At 69.0% G+C, this 22,732-nt stretch carries 20 protein-coding genes; 7 read left to right on the plus strand and 13 right to left on the minus strand.

Going from position 1 to position 22,732, the window contains the following annotated elements; translation table 11 throughout:
• Positions 1-4: 4 nt before the first annotated feature.
• The 3 genes from AB0F43_RS28155 to AB0F43_RS28165 all read right to left on the minus strand — a co-directional run bounded on the left by AB0F43_RS28155 (position 5) and on the right by AB0F43_RS28165 (position 2,234).
• A complete protein-coding gene (locus AB0F43_RS28155; protein ID WP_360483220.1) occupies positions 5-1,339 on the minus strand; it encodes a replication-associated recombination protein A in 1,335 nt (444 codons plus the stop codon).
• 127 nt (positions 1,340-1,466) lie between these two features.
• Complete coding sequence (locus AB0F43_RS28160; protein ID WP_360483142.1) at positions 1,467-1,838, minus strand: DUF4186 domain-containing protein; 372 nt, start codon at positions 1,836-1,838, stop codon at positions 1,467-1,469.
• Positions 1,839-1,868: 30 nt separating this feature from the next.
• The gene (locus tag AB0F43_RS28165) at positions 1,869-2,234 is read right to left on the minus strand and encodes a TraR/DksA family transcriptional regulator (protein ID WP_360483145.1); all 366 of its coding nucleotides are present in this window, start codon (positions 2,232-2,234) and stop codon (positions 1,869-1,871) included.
• A 413-nt stretch (positions 2,235-2,647) separates the two neighbouring features.
• On the opposite strand from AB0F43_RS28165, the gene AB0F43_RS28170 reads away from it, so the two are divergent.
• The 3 genes from AB0F43_RS28170 (at position 2,648) to AB0F43_RS28180 (ending at position 4,431) form a co-directional block, all read left to right on the plus strand.
• Entirely contained in the window at positions 2,648-3,181 is a 534-nt protein-coding gene (locus AB0F43_RS28170) for a DinB family protein (protein ID WP_360483148.1), read from the plus strand.
• Positions 3,178-3,678: a DinB family protein gene (locus AB0F43_RS28175; RefSeq protein ID WP_360483151.1), complete on the plus strand. Its 501-nt coding sequence runs from the start codon at positions 3,178-3,180 to the stop codon at positions 3,676-3,678. The genes AB0F43_RS28170 and AB0F43_RS28175 overlap by 4 nt, the downstream gene beginning before the upstream one ends.
• Positions 3,679-3,804: 126 nt before the next feature.
• The gene (locus AB0F43_RS28180) at positions 3,805-4,431 is read left to right on the plus strand and encodes a TetR/AcrR family transcriptional regulator (RefSeq protein ID WP_360483154.1); all 627 of its coding nucleotides are present in this window, start codon (positions 3,805-3,807) and stop codon (positions 4,429-4,431) included.
• Here the strand turns inward: AB0F43_RS28180 and AB0F43_RS28185 are convergent.
• Positions 4,418-7,669, minus strand: coding sequence for a BTAD domain-containing putative transcriptional regulator (locus tag AB0F43_RS28185; RefSeq protein WP_360483157.1), 3,252 nt, complete (start codon positions 7,667-7,669; stop codon positions 4,418-4,420). The two genes, AB0F43_RS28180 and AB0F43_RS28185, sit on opposite strands and share 14 nt — an antisense overlap.
• A gap of 71 nt (positions 7,670-7,740) precedes the next feature.
• On the opposite strand from AB0F43_RS28185, the gene AB0F43_RS28190 reads away from it, so the two are divergent.
• Positions 7,741-9,090, plus strand: coding sequence for a serine hydrolase domain-containing protein (locus AB0F43_RS28190; RefSeq protein WP_360483160.1), 1,350 nt, complete (start codon positions 7,741-7,743; stop codon positions 9,088-9,090).
• Between the two features lies 1 nt (position 9,091).
• Here the strand turns inward: AB0F43_RS28190 and AB0F43_RS28195 are convergent, their stop codons facing one another.
• From AB0F43_RS28195 to AB0F43_RS28215, 5 genes are all read right to left on the minus strand, one after another.
• Positions 9,092-9,223, minus strand: a complete 132-nt coding sequence (locus AB0F43_RS28195) for a VOC family protein (protein ID WP_360483223.1) — start codon at positions 9,221-9,223, stop codon at positions 9,092-9,094.
• 39 nt (positions 9,224-9,262) lie between these two features.
• Positions 9,263-10,069, minus strand: a complete 807-nt coding sequence (locus tag AB0F43_RS28200; RefSeq protein ID WP_360483163.1) for an ABC transporter permease — start codon at positions 10,067-10,069, stop codon at positions 9,263-9,265.
• Positions 10,066-11,055: an ATP-binding cassette domain-containing protein gene (locus AB0F43_RS28205; protein WP_360483166.1), complete on the minus strand. Its 990-nt coding sequence runs from the start codon at positions 11,053-11,055 to the stop codon at positions 10,066-10,068. Before AB0F43_RS28205 ends, AB0F43_RS28200 begins: the two co-directional genes overlap by 4 nt.
• 154 nt (positions 11,056-11,209) lie before the next feature.
• Complete coding sequence (locus AB0F43_RS28210) at positions 11,210-12,526, minus strand: MFS transporter (RefSeq protein WP_360483169.1); 1,317 nt, start codon at positions 12,524-12,526, stop codon at positions 11,210-11,212.
• On the minus strand, positions 12,523-13,230 hold the full coding sequence (locus tag AB0F43_RS28215) for a GntR family transcriptional regulator (RefSeq protein ID WP_360483171.1): 708 nt from the start codon (positions 13,228-13,230) through the stop codon (positions 12,523-12,525). Before AB0F43_RS28215 ends, AB0F43_RS28210 begins: the two co-directional genes overlap by 4 nt.
• Positions 13,231-13,530: 300 nt before the next feature.
• On the opposite strand from AB0F43_RS28215, the gene AB0F43_RS28220 reads away from it, so the two are divergent.
• Positions 13,531-14,976, plus strand: coding sequence for a S8 family serine peptidase (locus AB0F43_RS28220; RefSeq protein WP_360483174.1), 1,446 nt, complete (start codon positions 13,531-13,533; stop codon positions 14,974-14,976).
• A gap of 141 nt (positions 14,977-15,117) precedes the next feature.
• On the opposite strand, the gene AB0F43_RS28225 is transcribed toward AB0F43_RS28220, so the two are convergent.
• The 4 genes from AB0F43_RS28225 to pdhA all read right to left on the minus strand — a co-directional run bounded on the left by AB0F43_RS28225 (position 15,118) and on the right by pdhA (position 19,817).
• Positions 15,118-15,957, minus strand: coding sequence for a DMT family transporter (locus AB0F43_RS28225; protein ID WP_360483177.1), 840 nt, complete (start codon positions 15,955-15,957; stop codon positions 15,118-15,120).
• 107 nt (positions 15,958-16,064) lie between these two features.
• Positions 16,065-17,660 carry a dihydrolipoamide acetyltransferase family protein gene (locus AB0F43_RS28230; RefSeq protein ID WP_360483179.1) on the minus strand — a complete coding sequence of 532 codons (1,596 nt, stop codon included), beginning with the start codon at positions 17,658-17,660 and terminating at the stop codon, positions 16,065-16,067.
• Positions 17,660-18,637, minus strand: coding sequence for an alpha-ketoacid dehydrogenase subunit beta (locus tag AB0F43_RS28235; protein ID WP_360483182.1), 978 nt, complete (start codon positions 18,635-18,637; stop codon positions 17,660-17,662). Before AB0F43_RS28235 ends, AB0F43_RS28230 begins: the two co-directional genes overlap by 1 nt.
• A 4-nt stretch (positions 18,638-18,641) precedes the next feature.
• Entirely contained in the window at positions 18,642-19,817 is a 1,176-nt protein-coding gene (pdhA, locus tag AB0F43_RS28240; protein ID WP_360483185.1) for a pyruvate dehydrogenase (acetyl-transferring) E1 component subunit alpha, read from the minus strand.
• Between the two features lie 604 nt (positions 19,818-20,421).
• Here pdhA and AB0F43_RS28245 point away from each other — a divergent pair.
• A complete protein-coding gene (locus tag AB0F43_RS28245) occupies positions 20,422-21,369 on the plus strand; it encodes an EamA family transporter (protein WP_360483188.1) in 948 nt (315 codons plus the stop codon).
• Between the two features lie 515 nt (positions 21,370-21,884).
• On the plus strand, positions 21,885-22,481 hold the full coding sequence (locus AB0F43_RS28250; protein WP_360483191.1) for a hypothetical protein: 597 nt from the start codon (positions 21,885-21,887) through the stop codon (positions 22,479-22,481).
• Positions 22,482-22,732 lie beyond the last annotated feature (251 nt).

The raw sequence follows: 22,732 nt of genomic DNA on the forward strand, positions 1-22,732 counted from the left end.
GACCCTACCCGCCACGGACTGCGCGGCGGAGCTCCGCGAGGCGCTCGTGCAGGGTGCGTTCCCCTCCGTGCTGGGTGGGGCGGTAGTAGTCCTTCCCCACCAGTGCATCTGGCGGGTACTGCTGCTCCAGGACTCCGTCGGGAGTGGCGTGGGGGTAGCGGTAGCCGACCGAATTGCCCAATTCCTTGGCACCTTTGTAGCGGCCGTATCGCAGGTGGGCGGGCACCTCACCGGCGGCACCCGCCCGGACGTCGGCCATGGCCTCGTCGATCCCGACGATCACCGTGTTCGACTTCGGCGCCATGGCCAGATGCACGGTGGCCTGCGCCAGGGCGAGGCGAGCCTCGGGCATCCCGATGAACTCGACGGTCTGGGCCGCGGCGACGGCGGCCTGCAGCGCGGTGGGATCGGCCAGCCCGACGTCCTCACTGGCGTGCACCATCAGCCGCCGCGCGATGAACCGCGGGTCCTCTCCGGCCACCAGCATGCGGGCCAGGTAATGCAGCGCGGCGTCGGGATCTGAGCCACGGATCGACTTGATGAACGCGCTGATGACGTCGTAGTGCTGGTCGCCCTGCCGGTCGTAGCGCACGGTGGCCTCACTGACAGCCCGCTCCACGGCCGGCACGTCGATCACCGAGCCGCCCGTGTCAGCCACCCCGTCAGCACTCGCCTCCAGCGCGGTCAGCGCGGTGCGGGCATCGCCGGCTGCGAGGCGCACCAGGGCGTCCTCGGCCTCGGCCGACAGCGAGACCGAACTGTCGAGGCCGCGCTGATCCGTCACCGCCCGGCGCAGCAGTTCGCGGACCTCGTCCTCGGTCAGAGACTGGAGTTGCAACACCAGCAACCGCGACAGCAGCGGCGACACCACCGAGAACGACGGGTTCTCCGTGGTGGCCGCCACGAGCAGCACGAGCCGGTCCTCGACGGCCCCGAGCAGCGCGTCCTGCTGGGTCTTGGAGAACCGGTGCACCTCGTCGATGAACAGCACGGTTTGCTGGGCGTGACGGTCGCGGCGACGGCGCGCGTCGTTGATCACCTCGCGTAGTTCCTTGACGCCGCTGGACAGCGCCGAGAGGGCGACGAAGTGCCGGGTATCCACGGTGGCGAGCAGGCGCGCGATGGTGGTCTTCCCGGTACCGGGCGGGCCGTAGAGCAACACCGACGCCGCCGCCCCGCCTTCCACCAGCCGCCGCAGCGGCGCGCCGGGAAGCAGCAGGTGCGACTGGCCGACGACCTCGTGCAACGTGCGCGGGCGCATCCGCACCGCCAACGGTGCGGTGGCCCGCACCTGCTCCGTGGGCGGAGTGTCGGACGCCGTCAACTCGAACTCGAACAGCCCCTCCGGCTCGGCCGTCACAGCGCCATCCTGTCATCGACACGGATACGGTCGGTGGGAGTTTCTGTGCTGGACACGTGTGTGGGACCTCCTTGTGCGGCGTGGGTCGCCCACGTCTGTCGTCTGGTCACGGCGGCGGGGAGTCGGGAGCGTACTGTCTCGCGATCCAGCGGCAGATCGCCTCCACGACGTAGCTGCGCTCGGCGTCGTCGAGCTCGCGCCCGGCGGGGATGTTGTGCCAGCGCGCCAGGCAGGTGCGACAGCACGTCGCGGTGGCGTGCTGGGCGACGAAGACGGGATGCCCGCGGTAGGGCGTCTGGCGGCCGTCGTTGCGTGGCTCGGCTGGGGCCAGTCTGCGACCGACCAGGTCCTCGGCGTGTCTGCGGACGGTCGTGATGCCGCGCAGGTCGACCACTGCGCGGTCCCGGCCGCGCAGCCGGAACTTCGCGCGGAAGGGGTGCTGCCCGATCCGGTGCAACCGGGCGTCCAGTTCGTCCATCACCTAAGCCTCCAACCATCGTCGATCGGTCTAGGCCGCGCAGGCGATGCAGGTGCGGGCTGCTGGCCGAGCCAGCAGGCGCTCGCGGGAGACGGGTGCACTGCAGCGCTCACAGCGGCCATAGTTGCCGCCGGCGATCCTGTCCAAGGCCATGTCCACGTCGGCCAAGTGATCGGTGGCTGCCACGAGCAGCGAACTTGTCTGTGAGCGCTCGAAGGCGATCGTCGACCCTTCAGGGTCGTGCTCGTCATCGGTCGCGGTGAGTCGCGTCGCCTCAACGATCGAAGTGAAGTTCCGGGTCAGTGAAGAAATCAGGTCGGCCGTGCGCTCGCGGTCGGCGGTCAGTAGCCCGTGGAGTTCGGCGAGATGGGCGTGAAGGGAGGCCGGAGTGGTCAACGCCTGACCGTACTCCGGCGACCCGTCCACTCCACCAGGCCGTGGGCCCGCCGAATGGTCGGACGGCACCATGTCTTTGTCACCTCCCTACGGACCATCGAACACGTGTCGGGTCGCCGCGTCGGAAACCCTTGGCACTCCAGCAAGCCTCCCAGCAAATCACGACATCCTGTGTCGCATATTCCTCTCCCCGCCATGCGGGTGCCAGACCGGGTGGTGGGGCGGGGAAGGAATCAACGACAGAAACTTGGTTTCGGACGTCGACGTCGTTTGGGTAGGGTGCTCGTGCCGGTGGGATCGGCACCCCCGGCGGCGGAGAGGAGGTGAGTGCGATGTCGAGTCCGACTGTCGTGCCGCCCGTCCGCCGTACCCGCGGCTGAGACCGGGTGGCTCCAGCATCACAGGAGCTTTCGATGACCGAAGTACACCGTCCGCCGCTGACCGCCGACGAGCGCACGCAGCTGACCGGATGGCTCGACCTGCAACGTTCCTTCGTCCGGACGAAGTGCGAAGGACTCACCGAAGAAGATGCCCACCGCAAGGTTCTGCCCACCTCGCCGCTGATGACGCCGGCCGGCCTGGTGGCGCACCTGCGCTGGAACGAGTACTCGTGGTTCCAGCTCAACCTGATGGGCGTTCCCGACACCGGCCAGACCCCGTGGAAAGAGGGTGGTCATCCGGACGCCGAGATGTTCGTCGACGACGTACCGCTCGCCCAACTCCTCGACGAGTACGACGCCGAGTGCGCCAGGTCCAACGACACCGTCGCCTCGTTGTCGCTCGACGCCGTGGAGCAGGGACCGTACGCCGCCAAGGGTGAAGCGGCATCACTGCGCTACATCCTCTGCCACATGCTCGAGGAGACCGCCCGCCACGTCGGCCACCTCGACATCATCCGGGAGATCCTCGACGGCCGGACCGGCTACGAGCGGATCGCCGAATCGTGAGGCCGCCGCTCACCGGGGACGAACGCACCCAACTGATCGGCTGGCTCGACCACCAACGCTCGCTGGTCCGGCCGAAGTGTGAAGGTCTCACCGAAGAAGATGCCCACCGCAAGGTTCTGCCCACCTCGCCACTCATGACGGTGGCAGGCCTGGTCGCCCACCTACGCTGGGTCGAGTACTCGTGGTTCTCGCTCAACCTCCTCGGTACGCCGGACCAAGGCCAGACACCGTGGACCGAAGACGGCCATCCGGACGCCGAGATGTTCGTCGACGACGTACCGCTCGGCCAACTGCTCGACGAGTACGACGCCGAGTGCGCCAGGTCCAACCAGATCGTCGCCGGGTTCTCGCTCGACGACGTGGAACGCGCGGTCTTCCGTGAGTCCGGCGCGGCGTCGCTGCGGTACATCCTGTGTCACCTGATCGAGGAGACCGCCCGCCATCTCGGGCACCTCGACATCATCCGGGAACTCCTCGACGGAGCCACCGGCGACTGAACGCCCGCGCTGCCTGGATGGTCCTCGCCCAGCGGGGACCATTCAGGGCCGAAAGACCCGGCGACAGTGACGCCGAGCGGTGGATAGGATGTCGGGGATCTGCACGGGGTAGCGACAAGAGGTGTGATGAGGCAACCCTCCGTACGCCGTTATTCCGGGCGGTCAGTCGAGGAGTGGAAGGCTGCGCGGCGCGAGCGGTTGCTGGCCGCCGCGCTGGAGTTGTTCGGGACCGAAGGTTATCCCGCGACATCGGTGGAACGCCTGTGCACACAGGCGAAAGTGTCCACCCGGCACTTCTACCACGAGTTCCAGAACAAGGAAGCCGTGCTGCTCGCGGTGCACGCGCAGGTGATCGAGCTGGTGGTTCGCACCACCGGTGACGCGCTGCGCCAGACCGCGGACCGGCCGGTGCGGGAGCGGATCGAGGCAGCGGTCGACAGCTACCTGCGCACGATCATGGCCGATCTGCGCCGGGCCCGGATCTCGTTCGTCGAAGTGGTCGGGACCAGTCCCGCGGTCGAGGAGCAGCGGATCGCGTTCCGGGAGCTGCTGATCTCCAGTGTGCAGGACCTCGGCGAGACCGCGGTCGCGCGCGGCGAGATCACCGGCAGGGACTTCCGCTTCCTCGGGCTGTGCTTCTTCGGCGCGGTGAACACCGTCGTCTACGACTGGATGCTGGCCGACCCGAGGCCGCCCGAGCAGGACGTGCAGAACGCCTTGCGGGAGCTGGCCGTCCAGCTCATGACGAGCTGAACCGCTTGCGCAGCTCGGCGATCGCGTCGTCCCGGGTCAGCGCCGCGCCACCGCCGTACGCCTGCTCGAACGCCTCCTCACCGAGTACGTCGGTCAGCCGCTCGAACCCGGCCCGGACGTCGGCGTTGGGGACGCTCCGCATGCCACGCAGGGCCGCCGCGAGCCCCAGGGTCCGGGCGGCCAGCTCGGCATCACCGGCCATCTGGTCGACCTCCGCCGCACCCTCGACGATGACCGAGGTCAACGGCATGTCGTCGGTGGTCAGGCCGAGCGCCACCGCCTGGCGGTTGTAGCCGACTGCCAGGTCGAGCTCACCCCGGGCGACGCTGACCCGGCTCAGCTCGGACAGCATCATCGCTTGACCGTGCGGCGCCAGCCGCTCGGCTTTGAGGTCGAGCATCGAGTACGCGAGCTCCGCCAGTTCTTTGGCCTGGTCGAAGCGACCGGTGCGGCGGGCGATTCTCGACATCCCCAGGTACGCCATCGCCTGACCGCTGCGCGAGCCCGTCTCCTCGGCCATCCGCAACGCCTGCTGCAGGTCGGCTCGCGCGCCGTCCAGATCGCCCAGCTCCATCCGGCTGACCGCCTTCTGCCCGAGCAACTGCGCGACACCCTCGGTGGTGCCGAGCTGCTCGAGCAGGCTGAGCGCCTCTTCAAGTGACGCGAGCGCACCGGCGTGATCGCCGATGTTGCCTTGATAGCTGGACAGGCCGCGCAGCGCCATCGACGTACCCCAGCGTTCGCCGAGGTCCCGGAAGCCGTCGATCGCGACGGCCAGGTCGGCCGCCATCTGCTCGACGTAGCCTTCGTTCTCCCGGAACATCGCCGTCATCATGACGCCGACGTTGCGAACCCACGGGTCGGGGTGCTCGCGGGCCGCCTCGAGCTCGCGGAAGCACGCCACCTTGTCCCGCCGGAGCCCCGCCCACATGGCGCTGGTGAACAGGCCGACGCCGGACGCCGCGACGATCGGGTGGCGTCGGCTCATCCAACGGACCTCGGCAAGCCCGCGGACGGCCTGCGGGAACACCGCCTCCGGGTCCTCGCCACTGGACAATGTGCCGAGCGCGAGCAGCATCAGCGACGACGCGCGGTCGAGTGGTGCACTCGGCCCCGGTACGGCGAGCGCGGCCTGCATCCAGTTGACCGCCTCCGCCGGGCGGCCGCTCATGTTCCAGTACTCGCCGAGCACCGAGACGAGGTGCACCGCGGTCCGGGCCGAGCCGGTGTCGATCGCCGTACGCAAAGCGTCGAGCAGGTTCTCGTTGTCCGCGGTCAGCCGGGCGATCCACTGGATCTGCTCGCCGGTGCGCAGCTTGGGCCGGGCCTGCCGCAGCAGCTGGCTGAAGTACACCGTGTGCGCGTGCCGGAAACGTTCGTACTCGCCCGCTTCCTTGAGCTGCCCGGCACCGTACGCGCGAACCGTCTCGAGCATCCGGTAGCGCACCGACCTGTCGTCGGCGGCGGCCTCGACGAGCGACTTGTCGACAAGTGAAGCCAGCACGCCGAGCACGGCCTCGGACGGCAGGTTGTCGTCGCTGCACACCTGCTCGGCCGCTTCGAGCGTGGCACCGCCGGAGAACAGGGACAGCCGCCGGGCGACCGCCTGCTCGTCCGGGTCGAGCAGCTCCCAACTCCACTCCACGACCGCACGGAGGGTCTGGTGCCGGGGCAACGCCGTACGCGATCCGCTGGTCAGCAGGCGGAACCGGTCCGCCAGGCGGTCGACGATCTGCAACGGCGTGAGCGCCCGCAGGCGTGCGGCCGCCAGCTCGATCGCCAGCGGCATGCCGTCCAGCCGCCGGCAGATCTCGGCGACCGCCTCGCGATTGGCGTCGGTCAGCGCGAAGTCGGGGCGTACGGCGCGCGCTCGGTCGACGAACAGCTGCATCGCCGGGTACTCGTCGTCGGCGGTGTGGTCCTCGGGCGGCAGGCCCAGCGGTCCGACCGGATGCAGGTGCTCACCCGGGATGGTCAACGGCTCGCGGCTGGTGGTGAGGACCCGAAGCCGTGGGCAGGCCGCGAGCAGTGAGTCGACCAGACCGGCGACCTCCTGGACCAGGTGCTCGCAGTTGTCGAGGACCAGTAGGACCCGGCGGTCGGCGATCACCTCGACCAGTCGCTCGGTCGCGGCGCGGCTGGTCGGGAAGTGCTTGGGTGTCAGCGTCGTCGGCGGCAGGTCGACGTACTCACTCGCGCCGAGCGCAGACAACACCGCGGGCGCAACGTCGGCCGGGTCGCCGAGTGGCGCGAGCTCGACGAACCAGATCCCATCACCGCTCTGCTCGACCAGCGTGCGGCCGGTCTCCGTTGCCAGTCTGGTCTTCCCGGCGCCGCCTGGTCCGACCATCGTCACCAGCCGGGTCCCGTCGCTGAGCAACCGCGCCAGCTCGGTCACGTCCTCGCGCCGGCCGACGAAGCTGGTCAACGGCGCCCGCAGGTTGCTCCGCGGCGTCGGCGCGGCCGGTGCCGGTACGACGGTCGTCGCCGCGGGCGGATCCACCGCCTCACTCCGCAGTACGGCGACATGCAGGTCGCGGAGGCGGGACCCCGGATCCGCGCCGAGCTCGTCGGCGAGGGTGCCACGGACCCGCTCGTACGCCGCCAACGCCTCTGCTTGGCGGCCGTCGGCGTACAGGGCTCTGATCAGCAACTCGTGCAGCCGCTCGCGGAGTGGGTGGACGACGGCGAGACGCTCGAGCTCGGTGATCAGCTGGCGGGCGTGACCGCAGCCGACCGCAGCCTCGGCGAGATGCTCGGTGGCGGCGAGTCGGAGCTCGGCCAGGCGGTCGGCCTCGATGGCGGCGAACGGCAGGTCGCGGAGGTCGGCGAGGGCGTCGCCGCGCCACAGCCTGTCCGCCTGGGTGAGCAGGGTCCACGCCTTCTCCGGGTCGGAGCCGATCACCCCGCGCCCTCGCCGTACCAGATCCTCGAACTGGAGGGCGTCGACACAGTCCGGGCCGATGGTCAGCGTGTAACCGCCCGGCCCGGACTGGACCGAGATGCTCGACTCAGTGGCCGGGAGGCTGCCGCGCAGCCGGGAGACCAGGGACTGCAGCGCGTTCGCACTGGGTGCCGCACTGCCCCACAGATCGTCCACCAGCGTCTCGACACTCACCGGTTTGCCCGCGCTCAACGCGAGTCTGGCGAGCAGCCCGCGCAGCCGGACTCCGCGGACGTCCAGCGGAGTCCCGTCGGCCGCCCACATCGCGAGAGGCCCAAGCACCGCTATGCGCACCCGTCCAGCCTCGCATATCGCGCCGTCAAACCCCTGCCTTTTGTCACAGGCTTCGCTTAGGGTCGGCAGTCGTGACAGAAATTGCCGCGCAGACGCAGACTGCGCTCACCCGCCTCGTCGCCGACCGTCAGACCAAGGGCCGGGTGCCCGGTGTGGTGGGCGCGGTCGCCCGCGCCGGGTCGCTGGCCTGGTCGCACGGTGCCGGCTCGGCTGATCTGGAGGCACCCGGCGTGCCGCCGACGGCCGACTCGCAGTTCCTGATCGCGTCGCAGAGCAAGACGCTGACCGCAGTCGCGATCATGGCGCTGCGGGACGAGGGCAAGCTCAGCCTCGACGACACGGTCGAGCAGCTGATCCCGGAGAGCAAGCACGAGGGCATCACCGTGCGGCAGATGCTCAGCCACGCCAGCGGCATGCAGCGCGAACCGGTCGGCGATGTCTGGGACGTGATGAAGTTCCCGGACCGCGCCGAGCTGGTGGCCGGCTGGAACGAGGCCGAGCGGGTCGGCAAGCCGCACCACCGGTTCCACTACTCGAACCTGGTCTTCTCGCTGCTCGGCGAGATCGTCGCCCGGCTCGACGGCCGGTCCTGGTACGACGCGATCAAGGCCCGCATCCTCGACCCGCTGGAGATGCGCCGGACCACGGTGGGCATGGACGGTGGGCCGGCGGCTGTCGGCTACTACGTGCCGCCGTTCTCCGACGTACCGGTTCGGGAACAGTTGCTGGCGCTCGGCTCGATGGACGCCTGCGGCGGTCTCGCGAGTACGGCGGAGGACCTGGCGAAGTGGGCCATGTTCGTCGCCGACCCGGTCGACGAGGTGCTGTCCAAGGACACCCTGGACGAGATGTGCCAGGTTCAGATCATGGCCGACACGGACCGCTGGCAGCTCGCCTTCGGTCTCGGTTTCATGCTGCTGCGGCGCGGCGACCGCATCTTCGTCGGCCACGACGGCGGGATGCCCGGTCACATCACGTCGACCTTCGTCCACCGTCCCTCCGGTACGGCGGGGATCGCGCTGCAGAGCTCCACCTCCGCGCCGGCACCGAGCGCCCTGGCCACCGACCTGATCATCAAGGTTCTCGAGGACGACCCGCTCCCGGCCGAGCCCTGGGTCCCGGGTACGACGGTCCCGCCGGAGCTGGCCGGAGTCCTCGGCACCTGGTTCTCCGAAGGCAGCCCGTTCGTCTTCTCGGTCAAGGGCGGCCGGCTCCAGGCCAAGTCCCCGGCCGCGGCCGAGCACCTCGCCCCCGCCGTCTTCGACCGCGTCTCCGAGGACGTCTACCGGACCGTCTCCGGCCGCGAGACCGGCGAGCTCCTTCGCATCACCCGCGACGCCGACGGCGTCCCGGTGAAGTTGCACTGGGCAACGTATCTCTGCACCCGCGAACCCCTCGCCTTCGGCGAGCACCTGGGCTGAGTCAGACGACGCAGAAGTCGTTGCCTTCAGGGTCGGCCATCCAGAGGTGGTCGAGGTCGGTGGAGGCGTCCTTCGGGACCTCGTGGACGATGGTGGCGCCGGCCGCGATGAGGCGGTCGGCGACGGCGCGAATGCGTGGGGCCGGGGGATTCCCCGGCCCCTCTGCGGGTTGTCAGGTACGGCGGCGGTAGGCGCGGATGGCGAGTGGGGCGAAGACCGCGATCAGGCCGACCATCCAGGCGAGGGTGATCAGCAGCGGCTGCTGGAGCTCGCCCCCGAGCATCAGGCCGCGCATCGTGTCGACCAGGTACTTGACCGGGTTGATGTTCACGAACGCCTGCAGGAAGCCCGGCAGCGTGTCGGTCTGGACGAAGACGTTGCTGCCGAAGGTGAGCGGGAACATCACCAGGATGGCGATGCCCTGGACGCCCTGAACTGTGCGCAACGTCAGGCCGAGCCAGACCCAGATCCAGCACATCGACAGCGCGAACAGCAGCACGATCACCAGCGCGAGCAGGCCGTAGCCGATCCCGTTCTGGAACCGGAACCCGAGCGCGAACCCGGTGCTCATCAGGATCACGATCGACAGCGTGTACCGGACCGCGTCACCGAGGACGGCGCCGATCAGCGGCGCCACCCGCGCGATCGGCAGGCTGCGGAACCGGTCGAAGACTCCCTTGGCGAAGTCGTCGTTCAGCGCCACACCCGTGCCCATCGTGGAGAACACCACGGTCTGCACCAGCAAGCCCGGCAGCAGGTACGGCAGGTAGTCGCGCCAGGTGCCGCCCTGGGCGATCGCGCCGCCGAACACGAACAGGAACAGCACCAGGAAGATGATCGGCTGGAACGTCACGTCCGCCAGCGCTTCCGGGTTCTGCCGGATCCGGACGATGTTGCGCCAGGCAAGGGTCAGGCTCTGCTCCACCCAGGCGAACGGCCTGGTACGACGGGCCGCGGGGGCCAGTGTTGCGGTGGTCATCGGCCCGCTCCTTCCAGTACGGCGTCGGACTTCTTCTCTTCGGCGGTGTGCCCGGTCAGCGCGAGGAACACCTCGTCCAGGCTGGGCAGCCGCAAGGACAGCTCGGTGACCGCGATGCCCTCCTCGTCGAGGCGCCGTACCACCACCGGCATCGGCGTACCGTCACTCACCGGTGCGCTGACCAGGGTGTTCACCACGTCGACACTCGGGCGTACGCCGACGGACTCGGCGACGATCGCGGCGACGCGTTCGAGATGCGCGGGCTCGGTCGGACGGACGTCCAGCGACTGCTTGCCGGCCTGCGCCTTGAGCTCGGCCGGCCGCCCGGAGGCGACCACCCGGCCCTTGTCGAACACCATGATCGAGTCGGCCAGCGCGTCGGCCTCCTCCAGGTACTGCGTGGTGAGCAGCACCGTGGTGCCGTCGAGCACCAGGTTGCGGACTGTCTCCCAGACGCCGTTGCGGGCGTGCGGGTCAAGCCCCGTGGTCGGCTCGTCGAGATAGAGGATGCTCGGGTCCCCGACCAGGCTGGCGGCAAGGTCGAGGCGGCGGCGCATACCGCCGGAGTACGTCTTGGCGATCCGCTCACCGGCGTCGGACAGCTCGAACCGCTCCAGCAGCTGGTCCGCCTTGGCCCTGGCCTGCTCCCGCGTGTACCCGAGCAGCCGGCCGATCATGATCAGATTCCGCCGGCCGGACATGTCCTCGTCGACCGAGGCGTACTGCCCGGTCAGGCCGATGATCTCGCGGACCTTGCCCGCGTCACGGACGACGTCGTACCCGCCGACCGTGGCGTGGCCGCCGTCCGGGCGGAGCAGCGTGCCGAGGATGCGGACCGCGGTGGTCTTGCCGGCGCCGTTCGGGCCGAGGACCCCGAGCACCGTGCCGGTCGGCACAGTGAGGTCGACGCCGGCGAGTGCGGTCGTGTTGCCATACTTCTTGACCAAGCCGACCGCCTCGATGGCGACCTGGTTCGTTGTGATCATCGGTTCCTCCCAGTGGACTCACTTCAGTGGGATTACCGTCCCCCGCCGTACTGGCACCGCCCTGGCACTCGGCTGGCAGGCCGCGCCAGCGCGCTTACGTCCGAAGAAGTGGCGAGACGTCTCGCCGGTTCTTCGGACGTAAGAAGGGACCAGGTCAGCCCTTGAGCGGGACGATCTGGTTGGCCAGGAGGGCCTCGTAGACCTCAGGGTTGTAGCGGGCGAGGTGACCGCGGGCCTTGCGTCGGTACTTGAGGATCTGGCGGGTGCCGATCGCCCACAGCACGTACTGGAACGCGAGCGCCCACTTGAAGTCGGTGATGGTCTGCGGCGCGCCGCCCGACGACGCGTCGAGCAAAATGCCGACCATGCCGATGCAGATCAGCGTGGCGATGAAGCCGCCGGTGTTGACCATCCCGTTGGCCGCACCGAACCGGGTCGACGGGTTGAACGTCCGGGCATAGTCCAGCCCCAGCATCGACCCCGGCCCACCGGCCGCCTGTACGACGATCAGCAGCAGGAGCACCGGCATCGGCGCCTGACCGGGCCACAGCAGGACGACGGTCCACATCAGCACGGACCCCGCGATCACGGCCAGCACGATCCACGATCGGTAGAACGGGAACCGAGCGGCGTACCGCCCGACCAGCGGGCCGTAGCAGAGGCCGGCCAGCACGGGGACGATCAGCATGGCGGCTGCCGTGGTCGGCGCGACGCCTTGCCCCTGGACGAGGAACGGGTAACCCCAGAGCAGACCGAAGGTGCTGCCGGAGAAGTTGGTGGTGAAGTGTGTCCACAGCCCGAGCCGAGTGCCCGGTTCACGCCAGGCCCGGCGAAGGTTGTTCCGCACCTCGCCGAGCGACTGCTTCGCCCGCCGCAGTGGCTCGTCGTACGGCGTGTCCTTGATCAGGAACAGCACGGCGAGACCCGTCAGCAGACTCAGGGTGCCGGCACCGGCGAACGTAGTCGTCCAGCCGAAGCTGTGGAACGCGGCGGCCATCGGCACAGTCGAGACGATCGCACCGACACCACCGAGCATTCCGGTGGCCTGCGACATCACCGGCTGCCGCAACGCGGGGAACCAGGACATGACGACCCGCAGCACGCTGATGAACACCAGTGCGTCGCCGACACCCAGCACCGCTCGCGCGGCGAGAGCAGCCGGGTAGGAGTCGACCAGGCTGAACGCCGACTGCGCCACGAACAACAGGCCGGACGCGGCGATCAGCAGCCGCTTGGAGCCGTACCTGTCCAGCAGTACGCCGACCGGCACCTGCATGGCGGCGTACACAGTCAGCTGGACGACGGTGAAGCTGGCCAGCGCGGACGCGGAGATGTGGAAGCGCTCGGCGGCCTGCAGCCCGGCGACACTCATCGAGCCGCGGTGCAGCACCGTCACCAGGTAGGTCAGGACAGCAGTGGCCCACACCGCCCAGGCGCGACGTCCGCCCAGGGGGAAGAGGAGTTCGGTCAACGCGAGCTCCGCAGATCGATCGCGGCCTCGTTGATGTGGGCGACGACCAGCTCGCGGAACCGCTTGACGCTGTTGCCACCGAGGGCGTCGATCATCTCCTGGTGCGCGGTGATCGACTTGTCCATCCGGGCCGGCTGCACCTCGATCCCCGGCACGCCCATCCGGACCTGGCGGTCGCGGAGGCTGTTGTAGAGCTTGGCCAGGATTTGGTTCCCCGCGGCACCGACGATCGCCTCGTGGAAGGCGCGGTCGGCCTCCAGGAAGCTCTTCGCGTCACCGGCCTTGCGGTGTGCGCGCATCTCCTCGACCTGCCGGGTGAGCGTCTCGATCAACTGCTTGCGCCGCGGCCAGACCTTGGCCGCCGCGTGCGTCTCGATCAGCTCGCGAGCCTCGAGCACGTCGTCGATCTCCTGCGGGAGCACCGGCAGGATGAGGGCCCCCTTCTTCGGGTACAGCTTCACCAGGCCGGACTCCTCCAGCCGGAGCAGCGCCTCGCGCACCGGGGTGCGCGACACTCCGACGGCGGTGGCCAGCTCACCCTCGGTGAGCAGCTCGCCGCCCGGGTAGGTCCGGTCCAGGATGGCGGCTTTCACGTACGCGTAGACGCGCTCGGCGGCCGGGATCTTCTCCACCCCCGGCGCCGCCTCGACCACCACGCGCGCGATCTCCGCGGTCTGGTCCCCCAACTGGATGTCCGCTCTCACCGGCGCTTGCTCCGGCACCCCGCCTGTCACTGAACCCCTCACCCATACGTCTCGTATCTCTGTTGTATCTATCTTACACCACAGCCAATCCACCGGCCGTCCCCATCTTGTCCACTAGTTATCCACAGGCCAATCCACAGATGTGGGCAACTCCCTGTGAACAAATGAACCCTTAGTAGTGACCGGTGCAGGGTTTCCCCTGTCTTGTGGATGAAGAACCGCGCGCGTTCGGAATCCGATCTAGAGTCTCGGATTACCGTGCTCGGCCCCGTCCGGTCGACCCGTCCCTGAGGAGACAGCGTGATCAGAAGCTCCCATCCACGCCGGCTGACCGCCGTCCTGGCCGCTTCCGCCCTGGCCCTGACCACACTCGGCGCCGCCACGGCGAACGCCGCACCGGCCGATGCGAGTTCGGCGGCCGCGCCTGGACCGCTGATGAACTACGTGGTCAACACCAAGGCCTCCGCAGGGCACGTGAAGAAGGTCGAGCGGGCGGTGACCGCGGCCGGCGGCACCGTCGTCCAGTCGTACTCGCAGCTCGGCGTGGTGATCGCGCAGTCGACGAACGCCGCCTTCAAGACCGACGTCCGCGCCGGGCGGTACGGGCGTGACGTGCAGTCCGTCGGCGCTACCCGGACGGCCCCCGTGAGCGAGGGACCGGTCGGCAGTGCGGCGAAGGCCCCCGCCCAGGCCGGGACGAAGTCGGTCGGCGAGGCGGACGCGGCGCCGGTGCCGGATCCGCGCGAGGGCGAGCAGTGGGACATGGTCCAGATCAAGGCGGACCAGGCGCACGCCGTCACCGACGGCTCCCGCCAAGTGCTGGTCGGCATCAACGACAGCGGTGTCGACGACACCCACCCGGACCTCGCGCCGAACTTCGACAAGGCCAACTCGGTCAGCTGCGAGGACAACGGCGTACCGGACACCACCGAGGGTGCGTGGCGGCCGACCAGCAGCTCACACGGCACGCACGTCGCCGGGACCGTCGCCGCGGCACGCAACGGCATCGGCATCGTCGGCGTGGCGCCGAACGTCCGGATCGCCTCGGTGAAGGTGGTGAACGACGACGGCTTCATCTACCCGGAGTACGCGATCTGCGGCTTCGTCTGGGCCGCTCAGCACCACATGGACATCACCAACCACAGCTACTTCATCGACCCGTACATGTTCTGGTGCGACGACAACGGTGACCAGGGCGCCGTCCAGGAAGCGGTCCGGCGCGCGGTCGACTACGCGACGGGTCGCGGCGTACTGTCCGTGGCCGCGGCCGGCAACTCGAACTACGACCTGGCCAACAAGACCACCGACAGCACCAGCCCGAACGACACCACCCCGGTCCTGCGGCCGATCAACAACGACTGCCTCGACATGCCGACCGAGCTGCCGGGCGTGATCACCGTCGCGAGTACCGACAGGGGTGGCGCGAAGAGCAGCTTCTCGAACTTCGGCCTCGCCAAGATCGACGTCGCCGCGCCGGGCAGGGCGATCCTGTCCACCTTGCCGAACAACCGTTACGGCACCAGCAGCGGTACGTCGATGGCGTCGCCACACGTCGCCGGTGTCGCCGCACTGATGAAGTCGACCCACCCGTGGTGGGGCCCGCGCCAGCTGGAGGCGGCGCTGCTCAGGCAGGCCGATGACACCGCGTGCCCGGTCGTTCCGGACGCCCGCTGCACCGGCACGACGGAGAACAATTCCTTCTTCGGCGAAGGCAACGTCGACGCGCTGGACGCCGTCCAGCGCTGACCCGAAGCTGAGTGGGGGTCCACCGCCCGGGACCCCCACTCCTCTCCCCACGGCGGGGGCTCAGCCCGCTCACTCCCGCTACGAACACGTCGGCCCCGATCCGACGCAGCCCCGGACTTCTTCCGAGGTTTCAGAAGCACGTCACGAGGCCGACCCCACGCTGATCAGGATGATGCCGGCGACCACGACCGCGGCGGCGATCGCGCGGCGGGGGCCGAACCGTTCGCCGAAGAAGATCGCGCCGATGACGGCGCCGAAGATGATGCTGGTCTCCCGCAGCGCGGCGATCGCCGCCAGCGTGCCGCGCGTCTGCGCCCACAGCACCAGCCCGTAGGCGACCATCGACACCACCCCGCCGCCGAGCCCTGACAACACGGCCGACCGGGGCAGCTTCAGCACAGCCGTTCCCCGCCACGCGAGCACCACCAGCGGCATCGCGAACCCCTGGATCGTGAACACCCAGCCCATGTAGGTGAGCACCGGCATCTTGTGCACGGCCAGCCCGTCGACCACGGTGTAGGCCGCGATCATCACCCCGGTCCCGAGCGCCGCCAGCAACGCCGGCAACTGCCGCCGCCCCGGCCGGCCGATGAACACCAGCGCGATCAATCCCGCCGAGATCAGCAGCACCCCGGCCAACTCGACCAGGGCCAGCGACTGATGCAGCACCACGATCGACACCACGGCCACCACCCAGGGCGACGTACCCCGGGCCAACGGATACATCTGACTGAACTGTCCCAGCTGGTACGACGCGAGCAGGCCGGCCAGATACGCCAGGTGCAGCAGCGCCGACGCGATGATGTAGCCCCAGGTACCCGCCGGCGGCAACCCCATGATGATGATCGCGACCAGTCCGATGACGCCGGCGGCCAGCTCGAACAACGCCAGCCCGGCCACCCGATCCGGCGCTCCATGAGCCATCGCATTCCAGGTGGCATGCAACACCGCCGCCCCCAGCACCACCGTCAACACCAGCACCGCTCCACCCTCTCATCGGTGAGCGTGCCGGTCAGACCCTTCTCACCCAAGGCAGACGAAGGCCCGGGCGCCATCACGCCCGGGCCTCACGTCGTACGTCGTACTGGTCAGAACATCAGGGCCCGGGCGGGGTCCTCGAGGATGCCGGCGACGTCGGCGAGGAAGGTGGAGCCCTTCTCACCGTCGATCATCCGGTGGTCGAAGGACAGCGCGAGCGTGGTGATCCAGCGTGGCACGATCTCGTCGTCCACCACCCACGGCTGCTTGCGGATCGCGCCGACGGCGAGGATCGCCGCCTCGCCCGGGTTGATGATCGGCGTCCCGGCATCGACCCCGAACACACCCACGTTGGTGATCGTGAACGAGCCGCCCGCCTGGTCAGCCGGCTGGGTCTTGCCCTCGCGGGCGGTCGCGACCAGCTCGTTCAGCGCGGCGCAGAGGTCGGGCAGCGTGAGCGAGTCGGCGTTCTTGATGTTCGGCACGATCAGCCCTCGCGGGGTGGCCGCGGCGATACCGAGGTTCATCGAGCCCTTGTAGACGATCTCTTGCGCCGGTTCGTCCCACGCCGCGTTCACGATCGGCGTACGACGGGCCGCCAGGGTGACCGCCTTGGCGACGATCAGCAGCGGCGACACCTTGAGCTGCCGGAAGGCCTTGTCACCCTTCAGCCGCTCGACCAGCTCCATCGTTTCGCTGACGTCGACGGTGATCCACTCGGTCACATGCGGTGCGGTGAACGCGCTGGCCACCATCGCCTGCGCCATCACCTTCTGCACACCCTTGATCGGCACCCGGGTGTCACCGCGGCCACTCACGACCGGCTGCGCTTCCGCCGCACCGACGCTCACCGGCGGCGCAACCGCCGCCTCGGTTGCACCGGCCTGCGCACCCGCCGAGTAGGCCTCGACATCATCCCGGGTGATGACTCCACCGGGCCCGGTGGCGGTCACCTTCGCGAGGTCGATCCCCAGATCCTTGGCAAGCTTCCGCACCGGCGGCTTCGCCAACACATGCACCGCACCCACGTTGCCTCCGGCAACGGAAGGGGATGAGGGTGCCGGCGCCTGGACACCGCTGGGCTGCACACCGGCTGACGCCGCAGGCGTCGCGGGTGTCGCCGAGCCAGGCTGCGGTCCAGCGGCAGCTGCCGCTGTGGCAGCGCCTACCGCGCTGGTGGCTGCCGCGCCCGGCGCGATGCCAGGCTGCGCCCCAACGGCGGGTAGCGCCGCTGCAACGTCCGCAGCCGGAGCCGGCGCTGAGCCGGCGGAGGCTGTGGAACCCCTGCGGGGGCGGCGCTTGGCTTCGGTGGTGCGCGGGCCGTAGCCGACCAGGACCGCCGTACGGCCGCCCGGGGCCGCGCCGCCGATCTTGCCGGCTTCGGGCTCGTCGGGGACGGACGGCACGAGGTCTTCCTCGGGAGTGCTCTCACCGACCGGTGGGGTGAGGTCGCCCGGTGTCGCGGCGTCGGTCTCGACGGCGATGATCGGCGTACCGACCGGAACCGTCTCACCCTCCGGCACCAGCAACTCGGTCACTGTGCCGGCGAACGGCACCGGCAGCTCGACCAGGGACTTCGCCGTCTCGATCTCGACCACGGTGTCGTTCAGCTTGACCGTGTCACCCGGCTTGACCTTCCAGCTGACGATCTCGGCCTCGACCAGACCTTCGCCCACGTCAGGGAGGCGGAACTGCTGGATGCCCATCAGTACTCCATCACCCGATCGACCCCGTCGAGCACCCGGTCCAGGTCGGGCAGGTACTCCTCCTCCATCCGCGACGGCGGATAGGGGGTGTCGTACCCAGCCACCCGCAGCACCGGCGCCTCGAGGTGGTAGAAGCACTCCTCGGTGATCCGGGCCGCGATCTCCGACCCCGGGCCGAGCGAGAACGGCGCCTCGTGGACGACGACCGCCCGGCGCGTCTTCTTCACCGACGCGAAGATCGCCTGCAGGTCCAGCGGCGAGATCGTGCGCAGGTCGATCACCTCCAGCTGGCGACCGTCCTCGACCGCCGCCTCGGCGGCCTGCAGGCAGGTCTTCACCATCGGGCCGTAGCAGAACAGCGTCGCGTCGGTGCCCTCGCGGACCACCTTCGCCTGGTGCAGCGGCAGCGCCGGCGGCACGGACTCGTCCAGCTCGGCCTTCTCGTGGTAGCGGCGCTTCGGTTCGAAGAACACCACCGGGTCGTCCGAGGCGATCGCCTGCTGGATCATCCAGTACGCGTCCACCGGGTCGCCGCAGGAGACCACCTTGAGGCCGGCCACGTGCGCGAACAGCGACTCCGGCGACTCCGAGTGGTGCTCGACCGCGCCGATACCGCCGCCGAACGGGATCCGGATCACCACCGGCATCCGGATCTTGCCGAGCGACCGGTAGTGCATCTTCGCGACCTGGTTGATGATCTGGTCGTACGCCGGGAAGACGAACCCGTCGAACTGGATCTCACAGACCGGCCGGTACCCGCGCAGCGCCAGGCCGACCGCGGTCCCGACGATGCCGGACTCGGCCAGCGGGGTGTCGATCACCCGGTCCTCGCCGAAGTCCTTCTGCAGGCCCTCGGTGACCCGGAAGACACCGCCGAGCTTGCCGATGTCCTCACCCATCACGACGACCTTCGGGTCGGCCTCCATCGCCGCCCGCAGGCCCATGTTGATGCCCTTGCCGAGCGTGATCTTCGCCATCTGCTCAGCCCTCCCCATGTGAAAAGTCACTGAACGAGGCGGCGTACGCGGCGTACTGCTGCTTCTGCTCGGCCAGCTGTGCGGTCTGGTCGACGTACACGTGGTCGAAGAAGTCGGTCAGCGACGGGTCCGGCATGGACAGGCAGCCGGCCCGCAGCTCGGCGGCGATCTTGTCCGCCTCGGAGTCGATCTGGTCGAACCACTCGGCGTCGACCCCGGCCGAGCGGGTCAGGTACGCGCGGACCCGGGCGATCGGGTCCTTGAGCTTCCAGTGCTCGAGGTCCTCGTTCAGCCGGTACTTGGTCGGGTCGTCGGAGGTGGTGTGCGCGCCCATCCGGTACGTGTACGCCTCGACCAGGGTCGGGCCGCTGCCCTCACGGGCCCGCTTCAGCGCCTGCTGGGTGACGGCGTACGTCGCGAGGACGTCGTTGCCGTCGACGCGGACGCCGGGGAAGCCGAAGCCGGCCGCGCGCTGGTACAGCGGGATCCGGGTCTGCCGGTCGATCGGCTCGGAGATGGCCCACTGGTTGTTCTGGCAGAAGAACACGACCGGCGCGTTGAACACCGACGCCCAGATGAACGCCTCGTTCACGTCGCCCTGGCTGCTGGCGCCGTCGCCGAAGTACGCGATCGTCGCCTCGCCGTTCTCGGCGTCGCCGATCGCGTGGTCGCGCTGCTGGCCCATCGCGTACCCGGTCGCGTGCAGCGTCTGGGCGCCGATGACGATCGTGTACAGGTGGAAGTTGTTGTCGCGCGGGTCCCAGGCGCCCTGGTCGACACCGCGGAACAGGCCGAGCAGCCGCAGCGGGTCGACGCCCTGGCACCAGGCGACACCGTGCTCACGGTAGGTCGGGAAGACCATGTCCTTGCTGTTGAGGGCGCGACCGGAGCCGATCTGCGCCGCCTCCTGGCCGAGCAACGAGGCCCAGATCCCGAGCTCACCCTGCCGCTGCAGGGCGGTCGCCTCGGTGTCGATCCGGCGGACCAGGACCATGTCCCGGTAGAAACCCTTGATCGCCTCGTCGTCGAGGCCGAACGCGTAGTCCGGGTTCTCGACGCGCTCACCTTCGGGTGTCAGCAGCTGGACGAACTCGACCTCCTCGGAGGCCTGGGGCGGACTGACCGGCGCCTCGTGGGGCGCGAACACTTCCGGGGCAGTCCCCGGCATCGACTCACTCACATGCACTCCTCGGGTTCGAGCGCGGGATCGCCGCGACCGCAACGTTGCACGGGGGCCGGCCCTTCAGCCGGGTGAGGCTTCGCAGGCAGGACCGCGTGGATCCAGGGGTTGATGCACTGTCTCTCTACCAGTAGACCCCCTCACCGGCCTCACTGGCTGTACTACTTGCCGGACACCGTACCCAGCGGTTGCCTGATCCGCTAACTGTCTGGACGCTCGCGGGTACGGCGGTACCGAAACCGGTCCTCGGCTGAGACACCAGTCCATCAAGTGGTCATATCGCCCCGCTCATGTGACAGACAATCGGTGATGCGGGCGACATGTGTCACAAGTAGGTACCGATTACGGCCACGTCTCCAATCGGAATCAGCTGGAAGCCGGCGCCTTCTCAGCCGCCGTCACCAAGCGTGTTCTCGCCGTCATGCAAAGCAAGCAGCCCGTGCGGGACGCTGGTCGCCGCCACTTGTCCGTCCGGTGAATCCCGCTCGCACGAAGACTGGCCGGATCCCGCGCATCGCTGGCCGGATATCACCTTGCGCCAGTCCAGGCGGGCCCTTAGCGTAATGACTGTTCGTGCATTACACCCCTGACAGGGAGGACCAGGATGACCGCCGCTTCCCCCGACGTACTGCCCGAGGCCGGTGGCCGTCAGGCGTCGACGGCGATGATCTGGTCCGCCCTCGCGGTGGTGTACGTCGTCTGGGGTTCGACGTACCTCGGCATCCGGGTGGTGGTCGAGGCGGAGATCCCCCCGATGCTCGGCATGGCAGTTCGGTTCCTGGTGGCCGCCGTCCTGCTGGCCGCCTTCCTGAGCCTGAAGTCGGGCTCGCGGCGGCTGCGGGTCACCCGGCAGGAGGCGCTCGGCGCGGCCGTGGTCGGTCTGCTGCTGCTCGCCTTCGGCAACGGTGCGGTCGCGGTCGCGGAGCAGACCGTGCCGTCCGGGCTGGCCGCGCTGCTGGTCGCCGCGATCCCGCTGTGGCTGATGCTGCTGCGCGTCGGCGGCGGCGACCGTCCCCGCGCGCTCAGCTGGGTCGGCGTACTGATCGGATTCGCCGGCGTCGCGCTGCTCGCCCTGTCCGGCGGCAACACCAGCGCGAAGCCACTCTCGGTGGCGATTCTGGTGGTGGGCACGATCTCCTGGGCGATCGGCTCGCGGTTCTCGCCGCGGCTGGGCCTGCCGCGCGATCCGCTGGTGGCCGCGCTCTACGAGATGGTGTTCGGCGGTACGGGGATGATTCTGATCGGCGTACTGCGCGGAGAGCCGGGGCGACTCCACCTGGACCGGATCGAGACGTCGGGCTGGATCGCGCTCGGATACCTGATCGTGTTCGGCTCGCTGCTCGCGTACACGGCGTACAGCTATCTGCTGGCGAACGCACCGATCTCGCTGGTCGGCACCTATGCGTACGTGAACCCGGGGGTCGCCGTACTGCTGGGCTGGCTGATCCTGGACGAGCACGTGACGTGGCAGATCCTGTTCGGCGGTGCGGTCATCATCCTCGGCGTGGCCCTGGTGGTGACGGCCGAACGCCGGCCCCGCACGACCTCCTGACCACCGCTCCCGCACGACCTCGGCCGCGCACGGCCTCCGGAAAAGGAAGAACCCGGGCCCCTGAGGACCCGGGTCTCCCACCGCTGCCGATGCGCGCGGCAGCGGGACCTGGTTGCCGGCCGGCGCCCTGCCCCGAAAAAACACGGCGCGAAACTCCGGCAATCGTTGCAACGACATTCCGATTCATCATGGTATTGCCAATTCGGCGACCACCGAGCCCACCGATAACAATCGTCCGAATCACCGGGTTTCATCCGTCACCCGCGCACACTCAACGACGCACTCCGGCATCGGTTACGGCCGCCGCCGACAAAAGTGAGGAGCAGTCCAACCTCGCCGGCTACCGGCAAGTTGCCTGATCAGGGCGGATTCATTGCCTTGTCAGCAAACTCATCACGCGACAGCTATGACCGCCCGCGTGGATCAAAAAGTTGACGAAAAAGTTTGTAACCGGCCACGCCAGGTGTCGTTACCACTAAGACGAATCCGTCAAACCCGAAAGGAAACCTGGCATAATGCAGGTAACTCGCAAGATCGCCGCTGCCGCGGCCGTGGCGACCGTCGCCACGCTGGGCCTGGCCACCGTCGTGAGCGCGAACGTTCTCGACGACACCCAGAAGAAGGCTGCGGACACCGGCCTGGCCGACGCCGCGTCGCTGGCCAGCAAGGGCTACGCCAAGGCTGGCAAGCAGTGGTACTGGGTGAAGGGCGACGGGTCGCTGGTCGCCGTTGACCACAACACCGTCGGTCCGTTCCAGGCCTGCCACAACTTCGTCCCGGTGAACGCCGTCGGCGGCCAGGTGCCGGTCACCGACATCGTCGGCGTCGTTGGCCTTCTGAACGACGGCAACAGCGTCACCGCCGTCAAGACCTGCGAGCAGAACACGAGGCAGAACAACGACAAGTACTACCGCATGGGCGACGACGGCCTGCTGTCGATCAGCGACAACGTTGTTGGCCCGTTCCAGGTCTGCCACAACGAGGTTCCGGTCAACGCCGTTGGCGGGCAGGTCCCGATCAGCGACCTGACCGGCATCCTGGGCCTGGGCAACGACGACAACTCTGTCGACGCGCTCAAGACCTGCGAGCAGGACACCGTCCAGAGCAACTGACCCCTCCCTGGTCAGTGATGCAGGACCCGAACGAGTCACCTCGGTGGGGTGACTGATTCGGAAAGCACCACCGCGGCGCCGGGAGCAAGCCTCACTACTCCCGGCGCCGCTTCACGCCCGGCTCCGTCCCAGCGCGGGCCGGGCGTCTCGCGTGCCTAGGCCGTGTCTGACGGTCCCGCGCCGTAGCGAGCAGGTGCTCGGTGCGGTAGCTCGGCGTGCTGGAGCGAAGGTCTCGATGTGGTTCCATCGTG

Source organism: Kribbella sp. NPDC023972 (genome assembly GCF_040639075.1).
Taxonomy (GTDB): Bacteria; Actinomycetota; Actinomycetes; order Propionibacteriales; family Kribbellaceae; genus Kribbella.